Consider the following 14,890-nt stretch of genomic DNA (forward strand, 5'->3'; position numbering starts at 1 on the left):
GGGTTACTCCTTGTTGGGATCATTTTCTTCTTTTGATGGGAGGATCAGCTTGCACTCGCCAGTGCGGCGGCTTTGCCGAACTCGTTTGTGAGCGCCGCAATAATACCCTTGGTGCACACATCCAGAAGGATATCGCCCTTTTCGGCGGTAGCTTCTTTTGGTGAGGACAGCGTCCCACTTGCTGGTGTCCATTCCGGCTTAGCCGGGTAGACGTCGTAGGGCGGAAATGTTGCCGGGGCGTGCTCTACCGCGCTTTGAAGTGACACGAGATCGGGGTGCAAACGCAGCATCAGGGACGTTTCCAGAACCCCTCCATGCTCGATGTCCCATCCGAGAAAGCCGTTCGGATACAGCTTCTCGATCGACGCCTGATCCACAAAGTCCCAATAGGACAGGACTACGACCTTGACGTCATGAATGTCGCCCCAACCCAGCTCGCGCAAGGCAAGGTCAATCGCTTCCGTAATGAACCAGGAATTCTCAAAGTGGCCATTGACGATGCACAGATTGCGCACGCCGTGACGCACGAATTCCTTGACCACGTCCTTGAGCGCGTTCACCAAAGTCGCGCCATCAAGGCTGGTCGTGCCGGGAAAGAAGTTTCCGCCACCGGATTTCTGGTGCGATTTGTATCCGTAGGTGAACGGCGGCGCGACAAGGGCGCCGACCTGCTCGGCCACGCGGCGGGCGAATTCGGTCGGCAAAAGCACATCGACATGCATCGGCATATGATGGCCGTGCTGCTCCATTGATCCGAGCGGGATCAGGATGGGCACATCGCCGTTCTGGACTCGCTTCTGGTAGTCGGGCCAAGCCATTTCGGCGGCGAAAACTGTAGAATGTGACATTGCACCCCCTGCATCTGAAGATCGTCAGACCTTAGGGCAGCTTGCTTTGCCACAGAAATTCATAGTAACAATGCTTGGATAAGGATTGTTAATGATGCGCAAATTCACCAACCTGCAAACTGACCTTCTTCGGACCTTCGTGACTGTGGTCGACCTACGCAACTATACGGAAACCGGGAATATTCTCGGGCGGACGCAGCCGGCGATATCGTTGCAGATTAAGCGCCTTGAAGAGGTTGTCGGTGCCAAATTACTAAAGCATGAAGGCAAGCAGGTAGAGTTGACGCCGGACGGGCAGACTCTCCTGGGCTATGCACGGGAGATGCTGCGCCTCAATGACCGGGCGGTAGCCAATTTGCAGCAGGCAGCCTTTCTTGGAACGCTCAGGATTGGCCTGCCGGTCGACTATTCAATTGAGTATTTCCAAAGCGTTATTGCCAAGTTCTCGCACGAGAACCCTGCTGTTTTGTTGGACATTCGCTGTTACCGAAGCCGTGAGCTTCTTGCAGCCCTCCATGTTGATGATCTGGATATGACCATTGCCATCACAGATGAAATGCCCGCGCCCCACGTCTCCATCTACTGGTCGGAACGTCCGGTCTGGGTTTGCGCCCGCGATCACAAGATAGATCCGGACCAGCCACTCAAGGTGATCGCGCATCCCGACGGCTGTTTCTATCGCAAGCGTATGATCGACGCGCTGAATACCGAAGGGCGCGATTGGCGCGTATCCTTTGAAAGCCTCGGCGTCTCAGCTCTTCAAAAGGCAGTTTTGGATGGCATGGGCGTCACCGCGTTAACAAAGAAGACGTTGCTGCCCGGTATGCGGGTCCTCACCGCCAGCGATGGCTTCCCGAAGTTGTCAAAGATCCACATTGGGCTGTTCTACAAGCACATAAAGATGTCCGATGCCGCGCTGAAACTGATCGAGCAGATCACGGAGGATGTGTCATCCTTCCGCTTGCCGACGCGTGCTCGCGCCGGATAATGGGCACGCCCACCAGGGTAAATTTGTAATTCTTATGGTAAGATGATTGCAATTAATTTTTCGTCGCATCGCCACACTGCTACGCAGACAAGGTCACTGTTAGCAGAGAGGAATATCGACAATGGACGACATGCTCCACGTCATGGAATGGCACAACGGCGAGAAGGAGTTCTCGCCCTTTTCAGATAACGAAATGGCCCGTCGCCAGAACGAATTGCGCGACTGGATGGGCAAGAACGATGTCGATGCATCACTCTTCACCTCTTATCACTGCATCAACTATTATAGCGGATGGCTGTACTGCTATTTCGGTCGTAAATACGGCATGGTCATCGACCAGAAGAACGCCACTACGATCTCTGCCGGCATCGACGGCGGCCAACCCTTCCGTCGCAGCTTCGGCAACAACATCACGTATACTGACTGGCGTCGTGACAACTTCTACCGCGCGATCCAGCAACTGACACCGGGTGCCAAGCGCATCGGTATCGAATTCGACCACGTGTCGCTGGAATACCGCCAACTGCTTCAGGATGCCCTGCCGGGCGTCGAGTTCGTTGACGTCGGTCAGCCCGCGATGTGGATGCGGACGATCAAGTCGGCCGAAGAAATCAAGCTGATCAAAGAAGGCGCCCGCGTCGCCGACGTTGGCGGTGCTGCTGTGGCCGCTGCGGTCAAAGCCGGTGTTCCCGAACACGAAGTCGCCATTGCCAGTACCAATGCGATGATCCGCGAGATTGCCAACTCTTTCCCCTTCGTCGAATTGATGGACACCTGGACCTGGTTCCAGTCCGGCATTAACACCGACGGCGCGCACAACCCGGTAACGAACAAGAAAGTGCAGTCGGGTGAAATCCTCAGCCTCAACACTTTCCCGATGATCTTTGGCTACTACACGGCGCTGGAACGCACACTGTTCTGCGACCACGTTGATGATGCAAGCCTCGATATCTGGGAGAAGAACGTCAAGGTCCACGAGCGTGGACTCGAGTTGATCAAGCCGGGCGCGCGCTGCATGGATATCGCGATCGAGCTCAACGAGATGTATCGCGAATGGGACCTGCTGAAGTATCGTTCGTTCGGATACGGCCACAGCTTTGGCGTTCTGAGCCATTACTATGGCCGCGAGGCTGGCGTAGAACTTCGCGAAGACATTGAAACGGAGCTCAAGCCAGGAATGGTCGTGTCCATGGAGCCCATGGTCATGATCCCGGAAGGTCAGCCTGGCGCTGGCGGCTACCGTGAGCATGACATCCTAGTGATCGGCGAGGACAACACAGTCGAGAACATCACCGGATTCCCATTCGGCCCCGAGCACAATGTCATCAAGAACTAAGATCAGTGCTATCTCGGTAGCAAACAATATTGCTATGATCAGCGCCCTGTTGGCGCTGGTCATAGCGGTAACCTTCCTATCGCGTGAAACCCAAAAGCATGGCTACACAGTGATTGCGCGCGGCGGGGGCCTACCGATCTTCATCCAAACGAACAGCGCCTACTAATCCATGCTGGACATAATGGTTGGCGTTACCGTTTCGTCGTCTGGCGGCATTGGCCGTCAGACAACTTCAATCATTTTGAAACCCTGATGTAAAAATGCGAAACCGAGCCCTACAAGAGTTTCTAGATGCGGCAAGAATTGCCTATTCTGCCCGTGCGCGAGATCCGAACTCTGTCAGCTTGCTTGAACAAGTCTTTGCCACCCTTGAGTCTCCCGCACCACAATCACAGTCCGACAGCGGTCGACTTCCGGTCTGCAAGTATCTCACGGATATTGCGAACCCGTCCGTCTCCGACGAACCTGATCTTCGACAGGTGATGACGACATTCTTTAGCATCGAACCGACGCTCCGGTGGCGGCGCCGTCAAGGGGATTGCAGCGGTGCAAGCGAAGGTTTTGCCGAAAACCATGCAAACGCGATGATTGTCGGTCCCGGTGGCCTCGAACCGCGAGAGGGCGTTTGGCTGGGAGTGTCGCTTCTCGGGCCAAACGTGCAGTATCCCAATCACAGGCACCCACCCCAAGAAACCTATCTTGTCATGAACACGGGCGACTTTCGTCAAGGTCGGAACGAATGGGTTCATGTGGCGAAGGGCGAAACCTTCTACAATCCGCATAATATCCCGCACGCGATGCGGTCCAATGATCTTCCACTCCTCGTTTTCTGGGTCCTGAAGGAATAGCCGGAGCGCAAAAGATGCTGTGCATGCTTCTGTGATGAAAAAGAGGCGCCACTCGCTCACCCTATGCGGATTAAATTGCTTGAGGAATATTGGGCAGGCTGGAACTTAACAGCTTCAGACCTGTGAACCGCCCCCTGTTTGGCAAGCGTTATCTTCGATTTTCTGCGGGGTCTCCGATCGGACGTGTGTCAGGCCTTTGAATGTGGCCTTCCATGACGCCACGGGCCGGTATGCTGTTCGGAAGGCTGGGTTCACATCGGTTCAGAGAGCTGCAAGCGCTCGAGCCCCGGGTCTGAATTTCCCTGCCTTGAACTTCGAAGTCCGTATCGCGTACTCCTCGTCGATCGCTCACCCTGGCCTTGCGGCCATGTCGTGCCTTTTGCCTTTTAGGCTCCAGGTCACGCCATTCGATAATTCTCCTGCTTTGTCGAAAGCGCCCAGATCATCCGCGCCATTTTGTTCGCCAAGGCAACGGCGGCGACCATCTTTGGCTTGCGTGCCACCAGTGCGGCCAGCCAGCGGTTTGTACTGCCGCCTCTGCGAACCACCCAGCGGATTACGCTCATGGCGCCAACGATCAGCAATCGACGGATGTCGGTTTGCCCCATTTTGCTGACCGATCCCAGTCTGGCCTTTCCGCCCGTCGACCTTTGTCGTGGGACCAAACCCAGCCAAGCGGCGAAGTTGCGGCCGCTGTCAAATGTATCAAGATCAGGGGCGAATGCCGCGACAGCGCCTGCGGTGACAGGGCCGATACCGGGAATAGTGCAAAGCCTGCGCAATTGCTCATCTGTCTTCGATGAAGTTTCCAGCTCGTCTGAAAGCCGGTCAATGACTTCGGTGAGACGCGCAATCTGCTCAACATAGATTGATCCCATATGACGGACCGGCTCGGGCAGATCTGTGCTCTCATCAGCCAGCGCATTCTCCAGCAGTTTGAGTCTCGCAGGCCCTTTGGGCGCCACCAACCCAAATTCGGCTAAATGACCGCGCAGGGCATTGATCAACTGCGTGCGCTGCCGAACCATACATTGATGCGTTCGGAATGCGACAGCGCGGCCTTGGGTTTCTGTGCTCTTTACTGCCACAAACCGCATGGTCGGGCGCATGGCAGCCTCCGCAATGGCCTCAGCGTCGGCACGGTCATTTTTCTGGCGTTTCACAAACGGCTTCACGTAAGCAGCTGGTACGAGCCGAACCTCATGGCCATGGCTTTGCGCAAATCTTCCCCAGTGATGCGAGGTGGCACAAGCCTCCATTGCCACAATGCAGGCTGGGTGGTCAGCAAGTAGCGTTGCTAAACGCGTTCTTGACATAGCGCGGTTGAAAACAACCACCCCATCTTGCCCAACAGCACAGACCTGAAAGCTGCCTTTTGCCAAGTCGATCGCTAAAATACTGATCTTTGATGTCATCGATGTGCCCTCCACTAAGCGAATATAGAACCGTCATGGTATACGATGCCGGCAGGTGGGGGCATCCACCGCATCAGTTCACGCCGCTTGCCAGCCTCGAGAAATTCCTTCGACCAGCTGTAATACAGGCTTTCGGCAATACCCTCGCGCCGGCACAGCACAGAAATGCTTTCCTCGCCACGCAAACCGGCCAGGACAATGCGGATCTTTTCCTCCGCTGAATACGTCTGGCGAGTCTTGCGGCGGATGTTCTTGACCAGCTTGTCAGCCGCGTCCTTCGAAGTTTCAGGTTTCTTCATCATCTCGATCTCCTAATCGATAAGATGAACCAGAAATCCTCCGTTGTTCAAATCCTCAAATCAGACCCACAGGTGCTGACGTCAGACACTTTTTACTGTCGTTGCTTTTGGGTGCAGGTATCGAAGAACAGGCACACAACACAGAGACTAAAGCAGCTCCACTGCTGCAATGAGCTGATCAGAATTCGCGTTGAAATATTATTGTCAGCTATGCTGTTTGCAGCATCGGTCACTCTGAGTTCATACTGGTCGCCCGCTGCACTGTCCGCAAAAGGTCTACTTTGGCTCAAAACTCAGGACGTATGATGCCCAAAATCGGGACCGCTTTCAGGACCATTTCCAATCGGAAAGTGGTCGCTAAGCTTCTATATCTGCTCGATAGTTATAGACGCACCACGCCCTCTCCTGGGCACCAGAACCTCCCCGATATCTCCAAGAAAACCAACAATAACTTAGTGTTTAGTGTTTTTCTGGACCATTTTCGGGACCGCTTTTGGGACCACTTGTGTCGATTTCGGGCTGTGATTTGTCAGGTCTGGCGGGTCGATTTAGGTTGCACCGCGTGATCCTGCGGCTGAGATTACTCAGCATGGACCAGAAGATGCCCTTGAAGCTGCCTCGCTACGTGTTCCGCCGCGCCAATGGCTCGTACCGGTATAAGCGCAACGTGCCCAAGGCGCTGCGTGAAGTAATTCCCAAAGCAACCGTGTACCGCCAACTCGGAGAAAGCTACGATGAGGCGATCCGAAGGCTTCCGGTCGTTCATGCTGAAATAGAAGCGCTGTTCGACCAGGAGCGTAACACACCCAGCAGTGTGAGGGCCAAGTCCCTGGTGCGTGAGCACTTGGGAGCCTGGCATGCCGACGTGTTTGCGGAAGGTGTGGTTGAACCGGAATGGGACATCACAGACGACTTCCGGGAGCTGGCTGCGGAACTTGAGGGCAGCACACCGGCTGACGTGGTCCGCCAGGTTGGCAGCGCCAGGTTGAAGCCAGAGCCGATGACCCTGCACAGGGTGCTGACAGAATACTGTGCCTACAAGTGCGACGGCAGTGTAGAGCACACAGACCTCAAGACCCGCATTGAGCGCATCAGGAAGGACCTGGTCATTGTGCTTGGCAAGAACAGGGTGGAGTGGACACCGCTGGCCGACATCAACCGTGCTGATGCCAACACGTTCCGGGACTACCTGCTGAACCGCATGGCACCAAACTCAGTTCTACGTACCCTTGGGGTCATCAAGGCTGCCATGAACCACGTGATCATCGAGAACGATCTCGAGCAGCGCAACGTGTTCCAAGGCATCAAGATCAAAGGTGCGGGGGCGAGCAAGGATGACCGCCTGCCCATGAGCGATGCCCAGCTGGAAGCCCTGCTGCCAGAGTATCAAAGCAACCCCGAGCCTATGCCCTGCTTATCACCCTCGCAGACAGCGGCGCCCGCCTTGCAGAAATCGTCGGGCTCGAGGCAAACGACATCGACCACGAGGCTGGCTGCCTGCACATCCGCCACAACACGCTCCGCCGCCTGAAGACCAAAACGTCAGAACGCACGATCCCGCTGTCCCCCAGAGCCATAGCGTGCCTCAAGCACCAGCAAGCGCAGGCCCTCGGCACAGACCCCATCTTCCCACAATATGCCCGACCAAGGGGGAGTGATGCGGCGTCCGCCATGCTGATGAAGCGGCTAAGGACACAGATCAGTGATCCCAAGGTGACTATCCACTCGCTCCGCCACCGGATGAAGGACAAGCTGCGCAATACTGGCTGTCCTGAGGCCATCTCCCTGGCCATCCTGGGTCACAGCACCAACACCGTCGCTGCGAACTATGGCTCAGGCTATGCCCTAGAGGTCATGCGGGAGCAGATGGAGCGGGTGTGGGGATAATGCAGAGGCACGAGGATATTTTATCACCTGAGAAAGCCCGAGCGTTTAACCCGTTCCTGTGTGCAATCTCCGATAAGCTGAAGGCGCTTATCGTAGAAGTGCAAAAACAAGTGAGCGGCTATGAAGCTTATTACAAGACCCGCGAACGCGTGCGTAGACCAGCAGATCAGATCACCTTTGAGCGAACAATTGAGGCGATCCTGTGTGACCTTTGTGCCGTTACGCTTGAGCCGCAGCACAACAGCCTACACCTCCCGCTGAGTAACAAAATCCTGCGAGCGAAGTCGCGGTACAAAGGCATCGCCCTTGGCAAAACCCTCCCAGACATTCTGAACATACTGTCAGCACCCGAGATGGACTTCGTTGTTGTCGAGAAAGGCCATAGCAACTTCAAGATTGTCGATGAAGATCTGAACATGGCCTTTGCGGGGGGACGACAAACCATCCTGAGGGCAGGACAAAAACTGCTCTCACGCATAGAGCGCTTTGAGATCACAAAGGATGACCTAGGCCATGCGTCCGAGGAAGAGGTGTTGGTGCTCCGTGCGCCCAAGCGTCATGCGGCCAGCATTGCAGAGTATGAGGAATATGAGGACAATCAGGCGACTTAGGTCTGCGCAGGCAAATGACCGGTATCAATGCGTGGCTAGGGGCTGCGGACATCAGCTGCAGTTACCCAGACGCGAATGCTGCGCAGCGCCGCCTCCGCCGCATCTTCAATAACTCGGACTTTGCGCAGGGGGGCAGGCTTTATGGTGGGTTCTGGCAGTCGATGTCCTCAGATGAACGACAAGAGCATATCAGCATCAATCAGGATGCTGTGGTGGAGTGTGACTACGGCCAGATGAACATCTTGCTGTTGTATGCGGTCGCGGCAGCACAAGACCACCTGCCTCCAGGTGACCTCTACGACCTGTCGGAATATGGTATCCCAGTGAGCTGTCGTCCGGGCATCAAGAAGGTGATGCAAACGGTCATCAACAGCACGGTACTGCCCAGACGACTACCAAAGAGGTCTCGCAAGCACTTCCCTCCAAGGATCAGCCTCGGGGACATCCTCGCAGCCATCCAGGAGAAGCACCCAATGATCTTCCCGCTAATGACCTCAGGGATAGGCATGCAGCTGTTCCGCACAGAAGCCGATATCCTTGTAGATGTCCTCGAAGCTCTCAGGTCGAAAGGTATCGTCGCCCTCCCCGTCCATGATGCTGTTATTGTTGCTGATGAAGACAAAGACACAACACGGACGATCATGAAGGCAGTCTTCAAGGATCACACAGGGATCACCCCTCAGGTCACCCTAGGGTAGGATCCTGGGGGTAGGTATGTTTGTGATGAACAACATAAGAACAATAACACCCTAAAGGGACCCTCTAAGGCTCCTCATATAGGGGACCCGTATGGCAGGGGGGTCTTGCGTCAACGGGCATAAATTAACAACGTGGCTTAGAGGAGATTGTAGATGCCCGCACCAATGAAAGAAAACGGTATCCAGATTGATATCGAACAAGATCTTCTCGCTGATGCGATCTCCGAGACCCACGGACAACCATATACCGATGACGAAATCGAGCTATTGGCTCTCGACCATGAGCTTACGGACTTCCAGCAGTTACAAATCGAAATCCATGACGAGCTGTTCCAGTGTGGAATGGGCTGGGACACTAGGGCCAGCTGGGAAGACATCCACCACGCTGAAGATGGTGAAGATACCAAGGAAACCTTGCGACTGAAACGAGAGGTGCAGCTTTATGCTGCGAGCTGCTTTGTCCAGCATAAGCGCAAGTATATAGACGTGGAAACTCATTTTGAGCTTACTGACCTTGAGATATTTAGGGCTTTATCCCAGAAAATTGCCCAGAAATTCTATAAATGGTACCGAAGCAAGAAACTGAGAGCGGCCATGATCGACGAAATCTCATTCGCTGTCGTGAATGGCACAACGATCGATCCCAGGATGTGCTTTGCGCTGTACTCTGGCAAAAAATACATGCTCCCGGGCAACTCAGCGAAACGATTATGGCGCAATGGATATTGCGATTTGAACGTCTGGGTGGAGCCTAGTTATCGGCAAGAAGCGCCAGTTGATCGTGATGATGCCAAGCCTCTGGGCAGTTTGCAGGACCTCATTGATTTTGCCATCGCAACCCCACTTGAGCGGCAGATACTGCTCGATTGGCTTGGCTGGTCTTTGAAGCATGAAAACCTCAAACCTCGTTGGGCCATATTTTTGTACTCAGAAACCAAGGGGACGGGGAAAAGCACCTTACTGGAGCTTGGACAGGCGTTATTTGGCGAGGCAAACACGGCAAATGAAAACGGCATTGAGGGGCTGACCCAGAGATTTTCCATCGACAGCCTCTCCAAGAAATTTATCAAAGTCGAAGAGGTGAAGCTCTCGAGCCACAGTGATGCTGGCAACAAGATGAAAGACTACATCACAGGCGAGACAGCCATGCTCGATGTCAAGAATTTGTCCAAGCAAACCATACGACTAAAGTGTGCGTTCATGTTGACCACGAACCATAAGCCAACATGGCTCGAGGGTGGAGAACGTCGCTACTTTCTCATCGACATGAACCATGAGGGGCATGCATACGGCGACCGCAAAGACGCATTTGATGCAATCACAGCGACCTTCAGAGCGGATCTGGCAAACCCAAAGCAGCTGAAACGTTGGTACTTGGAGCTCGTTGGGCGGAGCTATCACACCGATTTTGATCCCATCATATTGAAGCCCCAAAAAATCGGCAGCCTTTTGATGAAGGAATTAATGGGAGAGGCACGCATCGAGGTGCAGGACGTCCTGGAGGACCTGTTGTCGGTCTACAACGTAACAATCATTCCTAGTGCTGATCAGCAGCTGCTCGTCAATCATTTGAGGCTGAAAGGACAGCAAGCACTGCGTAACCTACTTCGAGATCTGGGATGGGTCCCAGCCAGCATACGGTTTGACGGCAAAACACAACGAGTATGGGCACGGGGGGGCGGCTCTTTGAAAAATGGCAGGGTCGATGCGCCGCTACTGTCACAGGAATTGGATGGAGCGATACCACTTGGCTTCACGTGGTGGCCGATCTCGCAAGCGATTTCCAAGGGCTGGAACGAGCTGACTGCACACGTATTGCGCCCTGGTCGGTATAAACACACAAAAACAGAGAAGGGTAAAACAACGGTTGAGTATGAGCTGCACGGCCGCCCCGAAGAAAACTATGCGCGCGGGCCCTTTGCTGACAGCACCTCAGACACTGACTTTGAATCCTATCTCTGGCAGCAGACAAAAGAGCCGGTTGATGATCTGAGTAACCTCTCCAAAGAAGATCTAAAATTTTGAACAAGGCCGAAATGATCCATCAGGCTTACCGGTGTGCCTTGGCCGCTTGTCGAGAGTATGACAGTCGTTGGGTGGTTCCAGAAATAAAGCGCAATAACCTTTGGCTACAAGCTTTCTACAATCCCAAAACACTGCCAAACATGCTCAAGGAAATCTTGTCCTCGGCCGACTTGGAAACGGAGACCGGATGCTGGGTATTTGAAGCTGCTCGGAAACAATGGCCCTTTTTTGGCAAACGGGAATATGCGTATCGGATCGTCGCCTTTGCGATGAAGGGGTGGCCGCCGAAAGGTGAGCGAGCTGAGGTTGTCAGGCATATCTGCGGAAATGAATATTGTGTGCACCCTGCGCACTTAGCGGTCGGTACACACAGGGAAAATGCCTTGGATGAGACACGTGTTAGCGCGGGCTACCTTGGGGCGACTGACGATACGCTGCCATTGATCGATAAAGTGAGCAGTAAGCCTACGGCCCAAATGAGGGCGGTTCAGTATCGGGAAGAAGTCTCACCGTCTCTGATGCGCACACCCTCGGGAAGAAAGCCAAGGCGACGTGGGTGAATAAGCCACCGTAGGAGTTTTGTGCCGTATCACCGTATCACTGTAACGCCGCCTGCTTAGCCATTTTAAAACAGCAGCTTAGTGCGTTACGGTCGCATTATAGAACCGTATCATACGCACCCTCTGGGCGTGGGACCGTATCAGACCTTTTGGCACGCACTTACCAAGTGTCTACTTGTCTGTCTGTCTAGTTTGTACTGGTCTCCGTCCCCCCAGGAACTGAGCAAACCTGGGCATCTATGATGATACCAATCATCATGGAGAACGATCATGTTTACGACCTTCACGGCCCTTGCGCTTGCAGGGGGCGGGCTTCGGCTTGTCTTGCAGTGGCAGCTGAAACGCCGATGGCAGATAGCTCTGAGTGTACCCCAAGCTCTGGCTGGGGCTCTCGTGGTTCTGGCAGGCCTGCCCGAGTTCCTCAAACCCATCCCCTTCCCTATCCCACTCGGCCTCACGCTTGGCCTGCTGTTGCCTGACCTTGTGCTGACGCGGAGGGGGTTATGACAGACTGGCAGCTCAAAGAGGACGACGTGGTTGTCCTACGCCCCCTCGATGACATCCCCGAGCACCTATTCCGGGTCTTGGACGTCTATGACGACTGCATCACCGGCTACTCGCTGACAGGACCTCTCGAAGGGATCTACGGCGAACCCGGTCTAGAGCTGATCCTGCGGGTCCACTCGCGCAGCACCTGAGGCAATCAGGGAAGGGGTTAAACCCTGACCCCTGTTGATCCCACTCACAAAAACCCAATCACACCATCAAACTGGGGCTATTGCCCCGCTAGGAGACATCATGTCCACACAGATAAAGTATGCCTACAGGCGGCATAACACATGGATCTACCGCCGCACCTACCCAGTCCAGTTACACGACATACTGGGGTCCTCGCTCAAGCGGTCCCTGCATACCGCTGATGCCAAGGTTGCGGCCAAACGGGTGGCAGAGCTGAACACCACCTTTGAGGCGATTGTGCTGGAGGCACAGGCCAAGCTGGCTGACGGTGTACAGTCAGGTGAGCCCCCTCAGCTTGCCATCGCCGTTCCGCGTTACCAGCGGGCCCGGCTGTTGGGCGAGCAACCGGTTCAGGAGGTCGCTGCCGTCTACTTGGCAGAGGTCTCCGTCCGCCTGCGTCCGGGCAGCTACAAGTCAGTCCGCTTTGCTTTAGAGCTGCTGACCTCACACGTGGGAGCGCGCAAACTGGGCGACCTGAACGATACGCTGGGCAAGGAGGTGCTTGGGTATATAGCACGGCTCTCTCCCAACATCCGCAAGTACAGCCAGGCACAGGGGGCGTCGCTGGCAGAGCTGGCCACATTGTCGGAAGAGCACGAGGGAATATCCCTGACGGCCCAAACCCAGCGGCGCATCTGGCGACAGTTACAGCAGTTCCTTGACTGGTGTGTTCGGTCGGGGACCTTGGAGGCAAATCCTTGGGACGGGCTTGCAGTGAAGGAACGGCCAGAGGTCCGATCCCACAGGGTCCTGACTGACGCTCAGGTCTCTCTGCTCCTCAACACGAACGACAGGGTGCTTCACAGCGCCCTTCTTTTTTGTCTGCTCACTGGGATGCGCTCAGGGGAGGCCTGTGGGCTCTTGGCAGAGGACGTCAGCACCAAGGGCAACCTCGGGCGGTTTGTGCAGATCCGGCCTAATGCTGTGCGGTTACTCAAGTCCAAAGCAGCAGAACGGGAGGTACCCCTGCATCCGGTGCTGGAGACCCTCTTGGATACCACCTTGCCAACCTCAGGTAGGCTGTTCCCGAACCTCAGCGTGGACAAGGTCGTCAAGCGCTATGCCTACCTCCGCAGGCAGCATCCTGAGCTCGGCAGCACCGTGTTCCACTCAACCCGCAAGTGGTTCATCACCCAGTGTGAACGCACTGGTGTTCCTGAGCACTTCACAGCCACCCTCGTTGGCCATCAGTCAGCGCGGTCCGAGAACAAGCTCACCTATGGTCTCTACTCGGCTGGCATCAGTGACACCCAAAAGCGGGAGATCATCGACCAAATCAGGCTGCCTCAGGACGTGCTGCTATGAGCGCCCTCCGTATCCCTGACATCGAGGCCTTCGAGGAGCGGGCTGCCATCGCTGAATACGATGGAGGGCTGACAAGGCTGCAAGCCGAAAGCCTCGCTGCAACACAGCAGGGCTTTGCCTCAGCTGGTGCGTACTGGCGATGGCTCGCTGACTACGTAGTCAACCGAGGGCTTGGCTGATCCCTCAAAAAACACCCCGTCCGGCTTCCCTTCGCGGGAGGTCGGGCGGGGGGAACTGAGGCAAATATTTTTTTGAGATGACAGAAACCACTAGCGGCCATTCTGCGAGAGGCACGTCAGAACGATCTGACAGCAGACGCTTATTGCGATCAAGACAGAGGGCAGCTTTGCGGTCCGAGGCGACGTTGGTAATGCCCACGCTAAGGTCCGCTTTCGGCCGAGACTGCTTGGAAACCGCTCTTTGTGGTAGACTTCGGCAGGTCAGGCGGAGGCGGACATGGCAGGTTTCATCGAGGGCATTGATCGCGGCCAGTCGGTGCTTTTTCCTGATCGGCTGGCCGACTGGATCAGTGAGGATAGCCTAGTCCGGGTTGTCGATTTCTTTGTCGAAGATCTGGACCTGCAGCCCAAGACTGAAGCGTAAGAGCCAAATCAAGCACCCTTACAATGATCGTTTTTCGGGGTAGTCTAGTTCAAGACGGCCTCGAGCTTATTCGACTTTATTTGGCCGCAATAAGCCCAAAAAGATCTCATCAAAGCCATAGTTTCGTGGGGTGTCACTGGTACTGAGCTCTGAAATTTTCTGTGTTTGAAATTTCCTGTTAACGCGCGTAAATTTTTAACCGACGGTGTCGAATCTTTGACGCAGAGATGCCTTAAAAAACAGGAAGTGACGATGACAGTAGCGAAAATCAAAAACATGGAAGATTTCGCTGCAGTAAGTGGGATTTCACGCCCGACACTTTCCAAATATTTCAATGACCCAAACAGCGTGCGCGCGACAACAAAGCTACGTATTGAAGCCGCTTTGAAGCAGCACGACTATCGCCCGAATGTCTATGCGATCAATCAAAACCGCCGCCAAACGCGCACGATTGGCTTGGTCGTTCCGAACCTGACCGATCCCTTCTTTGCTGGTATCGCCCGCACGCTTGAAGGCTTGATCCTCAGGGCTGGTTTCACCCCTGTCTTGCTCAGCTCGCATGACGGCCCTGATCAGGAATTGGACAATCTCGAAAGTCTGCGTGCGATCAAACCTGCCGGGGTCTTGTTGGCGCCCTTGGGCCGTGCTTCGGACTTGGCAGGTGTTGCCGCATTTGCGCAGGACTGCCCCACGGTTCTGTTTGACTCCAATCTTGACGGCATCGGAGAG

The 14,890-nt window shown here is 54.9% G+C and carries 15 protein-coding genes and 1 pseudogene; 13 read left to right on the forward strand and 3 right to left on the reverse strand.

Features of this window, described 5'->3' with window-relative positions; translation table 11 throughout:
• Positions 1-44: 44 nt before the first annotated feature.
• A complete protein-coding gene (locus tag SKA53_RS10650; protein WP_040482930.1) occupies positions 45-848 on the reverse strand; it encodes a creatininase in 804 nt (267 codons plus the stop codon).
• 91 nt (positions 849-939) lie between these two features.
• On the opposite strand from SKA53_RS10650, the gene SKA53_RS10655 reads away from it, so the two are divergent.
• The 3 genes from SKA53_RS10655 to SKA53_RS15265 all read left to right on the forward strand — a co-directional run bounded on the left by SKA53_RS10655 (position 940) and on the right by SKA53_RS15265 (position 4,020).
• A complete protein-coding gene (locus tag SKA53_RS10655) occupies positions 940-1,836 on the forward strand; it encodes a LysR substrate-binding domain-containing protein (RefSeq protein WP_007206146.1) in 897 nt (298 codons plus the stop codon).
• A 121-nt stretch (positions 1,837-1,957) separates the two neighbouring features.
• Positions 1,958-3,172, forward strand: coding sequence for a M24 family metallopeptidase (locus SKA53_RS10660; RefSeq protein ID WP_007206147.1), 1,215 nt, complete (start codon positions 1,958-1,960; stop codon positions 3,170-3,172).
• A gap of 260 nt (positions 3,173-3,432) precedes the next feature.
• On the forward strand, positions 3,433-4,020 hold the full coding sequence (locus SKA53_RS15265) for a dimethylsulfonioproprionate lyase family protein (protein ID WP_007206149.1): 588 nt from the start codon (positions 3,433-3,435) through the stop codon (positions 4,018-4,020).
• A gap of 398 nt (positions 4,021-4,418) precedes the next feature.
• Here SKA53_RS15265 and SKA53_RS10670 read toward each other — a convergent pair whose 3' ends face one another.
• Both SKA53_RS10670 and SKA53_RS10675 read right to left on the reverse strand, forming a co-directional pair.
• Positions 4,419-5,435: an IS110 family transposase gene (locus tag SKA53_RS10670; RefSeq protein WP_040482932.1), complete on the reverse strand. Its 1,017-nt coding sequence runs from the start codon at positions 5,433-5,435 to the stop codon at positions 4,419-4,421.
• An 80-nt stretch (positions 5,436-5,515) separates the two neighbouring features.
• Positions 5,516-5,737: pseudogene (locus SKA53_RS10675) on the reverse strand (transposase); the annotation flags it as partial.
• A gap of 586 nt (positions 5,738-6,323) precedes the next feature.
• Here SKA53_RS10675 and SKA53_RS10685 point away from each other — a divergent pair.
• The 10 genes from SKA53_RS10685 to SKA53_RS10730 all read left to right on the forward strand — a co-directional run.
• Positions 6,324-7,265 (forward strand): DUF6538 domain-containing protein, encoded by a 942-nt coding sequence (locus tag SKA53_RS10685; protein WP_242601258.1) that lies wholly within the window; start codon positions 6,324-6,326, stop codon positions 7,263-7,265.
• Entirely contained in the window at positions 7,187-7,621 is a 435-nt protein-coding gene (locus SKA53_RS15735; protein ID WP_242601286.1) for a tyrosine-type recombinase/integrase, read from the forward strand. Before SKA53_RS10685 ends, SKA53_RS15735 begins: the two co-directional genes overlap by 79 nt.
• A complete protein-coding gene (locus SKA53_RS15740) occupies positions 7,621-8,232 on the forward strand; it encodes a hypothetical protein (RefSeq protein WP_007206154.1) in 612 nt (203 codons plus the stop codon). Before SKA53_RS15735 ends, SKA53_RS15740 begins: the two co-directional genes overlap by 1 nt.
• A gap of 14 nt (positions 8,233-8,246) precedes the next feature.
• Positions 8,247-8,930 (forward strand): hypothetical protein, encoded by a 684-nt coding sequence (locus tag SKA53_RS15745; RefSeq protein ID WP_007206155.1) that lies wholly within the window; start codon positions 8,247-8,249, stop codon positions 8,928-8,930.
• A gap of 153 nt (positions 8,931-9,083) precedes the next feature.
• Complete coding sequence (locus SKA53_RS10700; RefSeq protein ID WP_131494593.1) at positions 9,084-10,955, forward strand: primase-helicase family protein; 1,872 nt, start codon at positions 9,084-9,086, stop codon at positions 10,953-10,955.
• A 140-nt stretch (positions 10,956-11,095) separates the two neighbouring features.
• The gene (locus SKA53_RS15845) at positions 11,096-11,515 is read left to right on the forward strand and encodes an HNH endonuclease (RefSeq protein WP_007206157.1); all 420 of its coding nucleotides are present in this window, start codon (positions 11,096-11,098) and stop codon (positions 11,513-11,515) included.
• 503 nt (positions 11,516-12,018) lie between these two features.
• The gene (locus SKA53_RS10715; protein WP_007206126.1) at positions 12,019-12,213 is read left to right on the forward strand and encodes a hypothetical protein; all 195 of its coding nucleotides are present in this window, start codon (positions 12,019-12,021) and stop codon (positions 12,211-12,213) included.
• A gap of 100 nt (positions 12,214-12,313) precedes the next feature.
• A complete protein-coding gene (locus SKA53_RS10720) occupies positions 12,314-13,558 on the forward strand; it encodes a tyrosine-type recombinase/integrase (protein WP_007206127.1) in 1,245 nt (414 codons plus the stop codon).
• Positions 13,559-14,014: 456 nt separating this feature from the next.
• Positions 14,015-14,161 (forward strand): hypothetical protein, encoded by a 147-nt coding sequence (locus SKA53_RS15590; protein ID WP_007206158.1) that lies wholly within the window; start codon positions 14,015-14,017, stop codon positions 14,159-14,161.
• A gap of 252 nt (positions 14,162-14,413) precedes the next feature.
• A partial coding sequence (locus SKA53_RS10730; protein ID WP_007206159.1) for a LacI family DNA-binding transcriptional regulator occupies positions 14,414-14,890 on the forward strand: 477 nt, incomplete at its 3' end.

Origin of the sequence: Yoonia vestfoldensis SKA53 (genome assembly GCF_000152785.1) — a bacterium.
In the GTDB taxonomy this organism is placed as follows: domain Bacteria; phylum Pseudomonadota; class Alphaproteobacteria; order Rhodobacterales; family Rhodobacteraceae; genus Yoonia; species Yoonia vestfoldensis_A.

Coding starts and splice junctions, on each gene's coding strand:
- SKA53_RS10660 (WP_007206147.1), top strand. CDS start 1,958: ATGGACGACATGCTCCACGTCATGGAATGGCACAACGGCGAGAAGGAG.
- SKA53_RS15740 (WP_007206154.1), top strand. CDS start 7,621: ATGCAGAGGCACGAGGATATTTTATCACCTGAGAAAGCCCGAGCGTTT.
- SKA53_RS15590 (WP_007206158.1), top strand. CDS start 14,015: ATGGCAGGTTTCATCGAGGGCATTGATCGCGGCCAGTCGGTGCTTTTT.
- SKA53_RS15265 (WP_007206149.1), top strand. CDS start 3,433: ATGCGAAACCGAGCCCTACAAGAGTTTCTAGATGCGGCAAGAATTGCC.
- SKA53_RS10670 (WP_040482932.1), bottom strand. CDS start 5,435: ATGACATCAAAGATCAGTATTTTAGCGATCGACTTGGCAAAAGGCAGC.
- SKA53_RS10715 (WP_007206126.1), top strand. CDS start 12,019: ATGACAGACTGGCAGCTCAAAGAGGACGACGTGGTTGTCCTACGCCCC.
- SKA53_RS10685 (WP_242601258.1), top strand. CDS start 6,324: ATGGACCAGAAGATGCCCTTGAAGCTGCCTCGCTACGTGTTCCGCCGC.
- SKA53_RS10650 (WP_040482930.1), bottom strand. CDS start 848: ATGTCACATTCTACAGTTTTCGCCGCCGAAATGGCTTGGCCCGACTAC.
- SKA53_RS10655 (WP_007206146.1), top strand. CDS start 940: ATGATGCGCAAATTCACCAACCTGCAAACTGACCTTCTTCGGACCTTC.
- SKA53_RS15845 (WP_007206157.1), top strand. CDS start 11,096: ATGCTCAAGGAAATCTTGTCCTCGGCCGACTTGGAAACGGAGACCGGA.
- SKA53_RS10700 (WP_131494593.1), top strand. CDS start 9,084: ATGCCCGCACCAATGAAAGAAAACGGTATCCAGATTGATATCGAACAA.
- SKA53_RS15745 (WP_007206155.1), top strand. CDS start 8,247: ATGACCGGTATCAATGCGTGGCTAGGGGCTGCGGACATCAGCTGCAGT.
- SKA53_RS10720 (WP_007206127.1), top strand. CDS start 12,314: ATGTCCACACAGATAAAGTATGCCTACAGGCGGCATAACACATGGATC.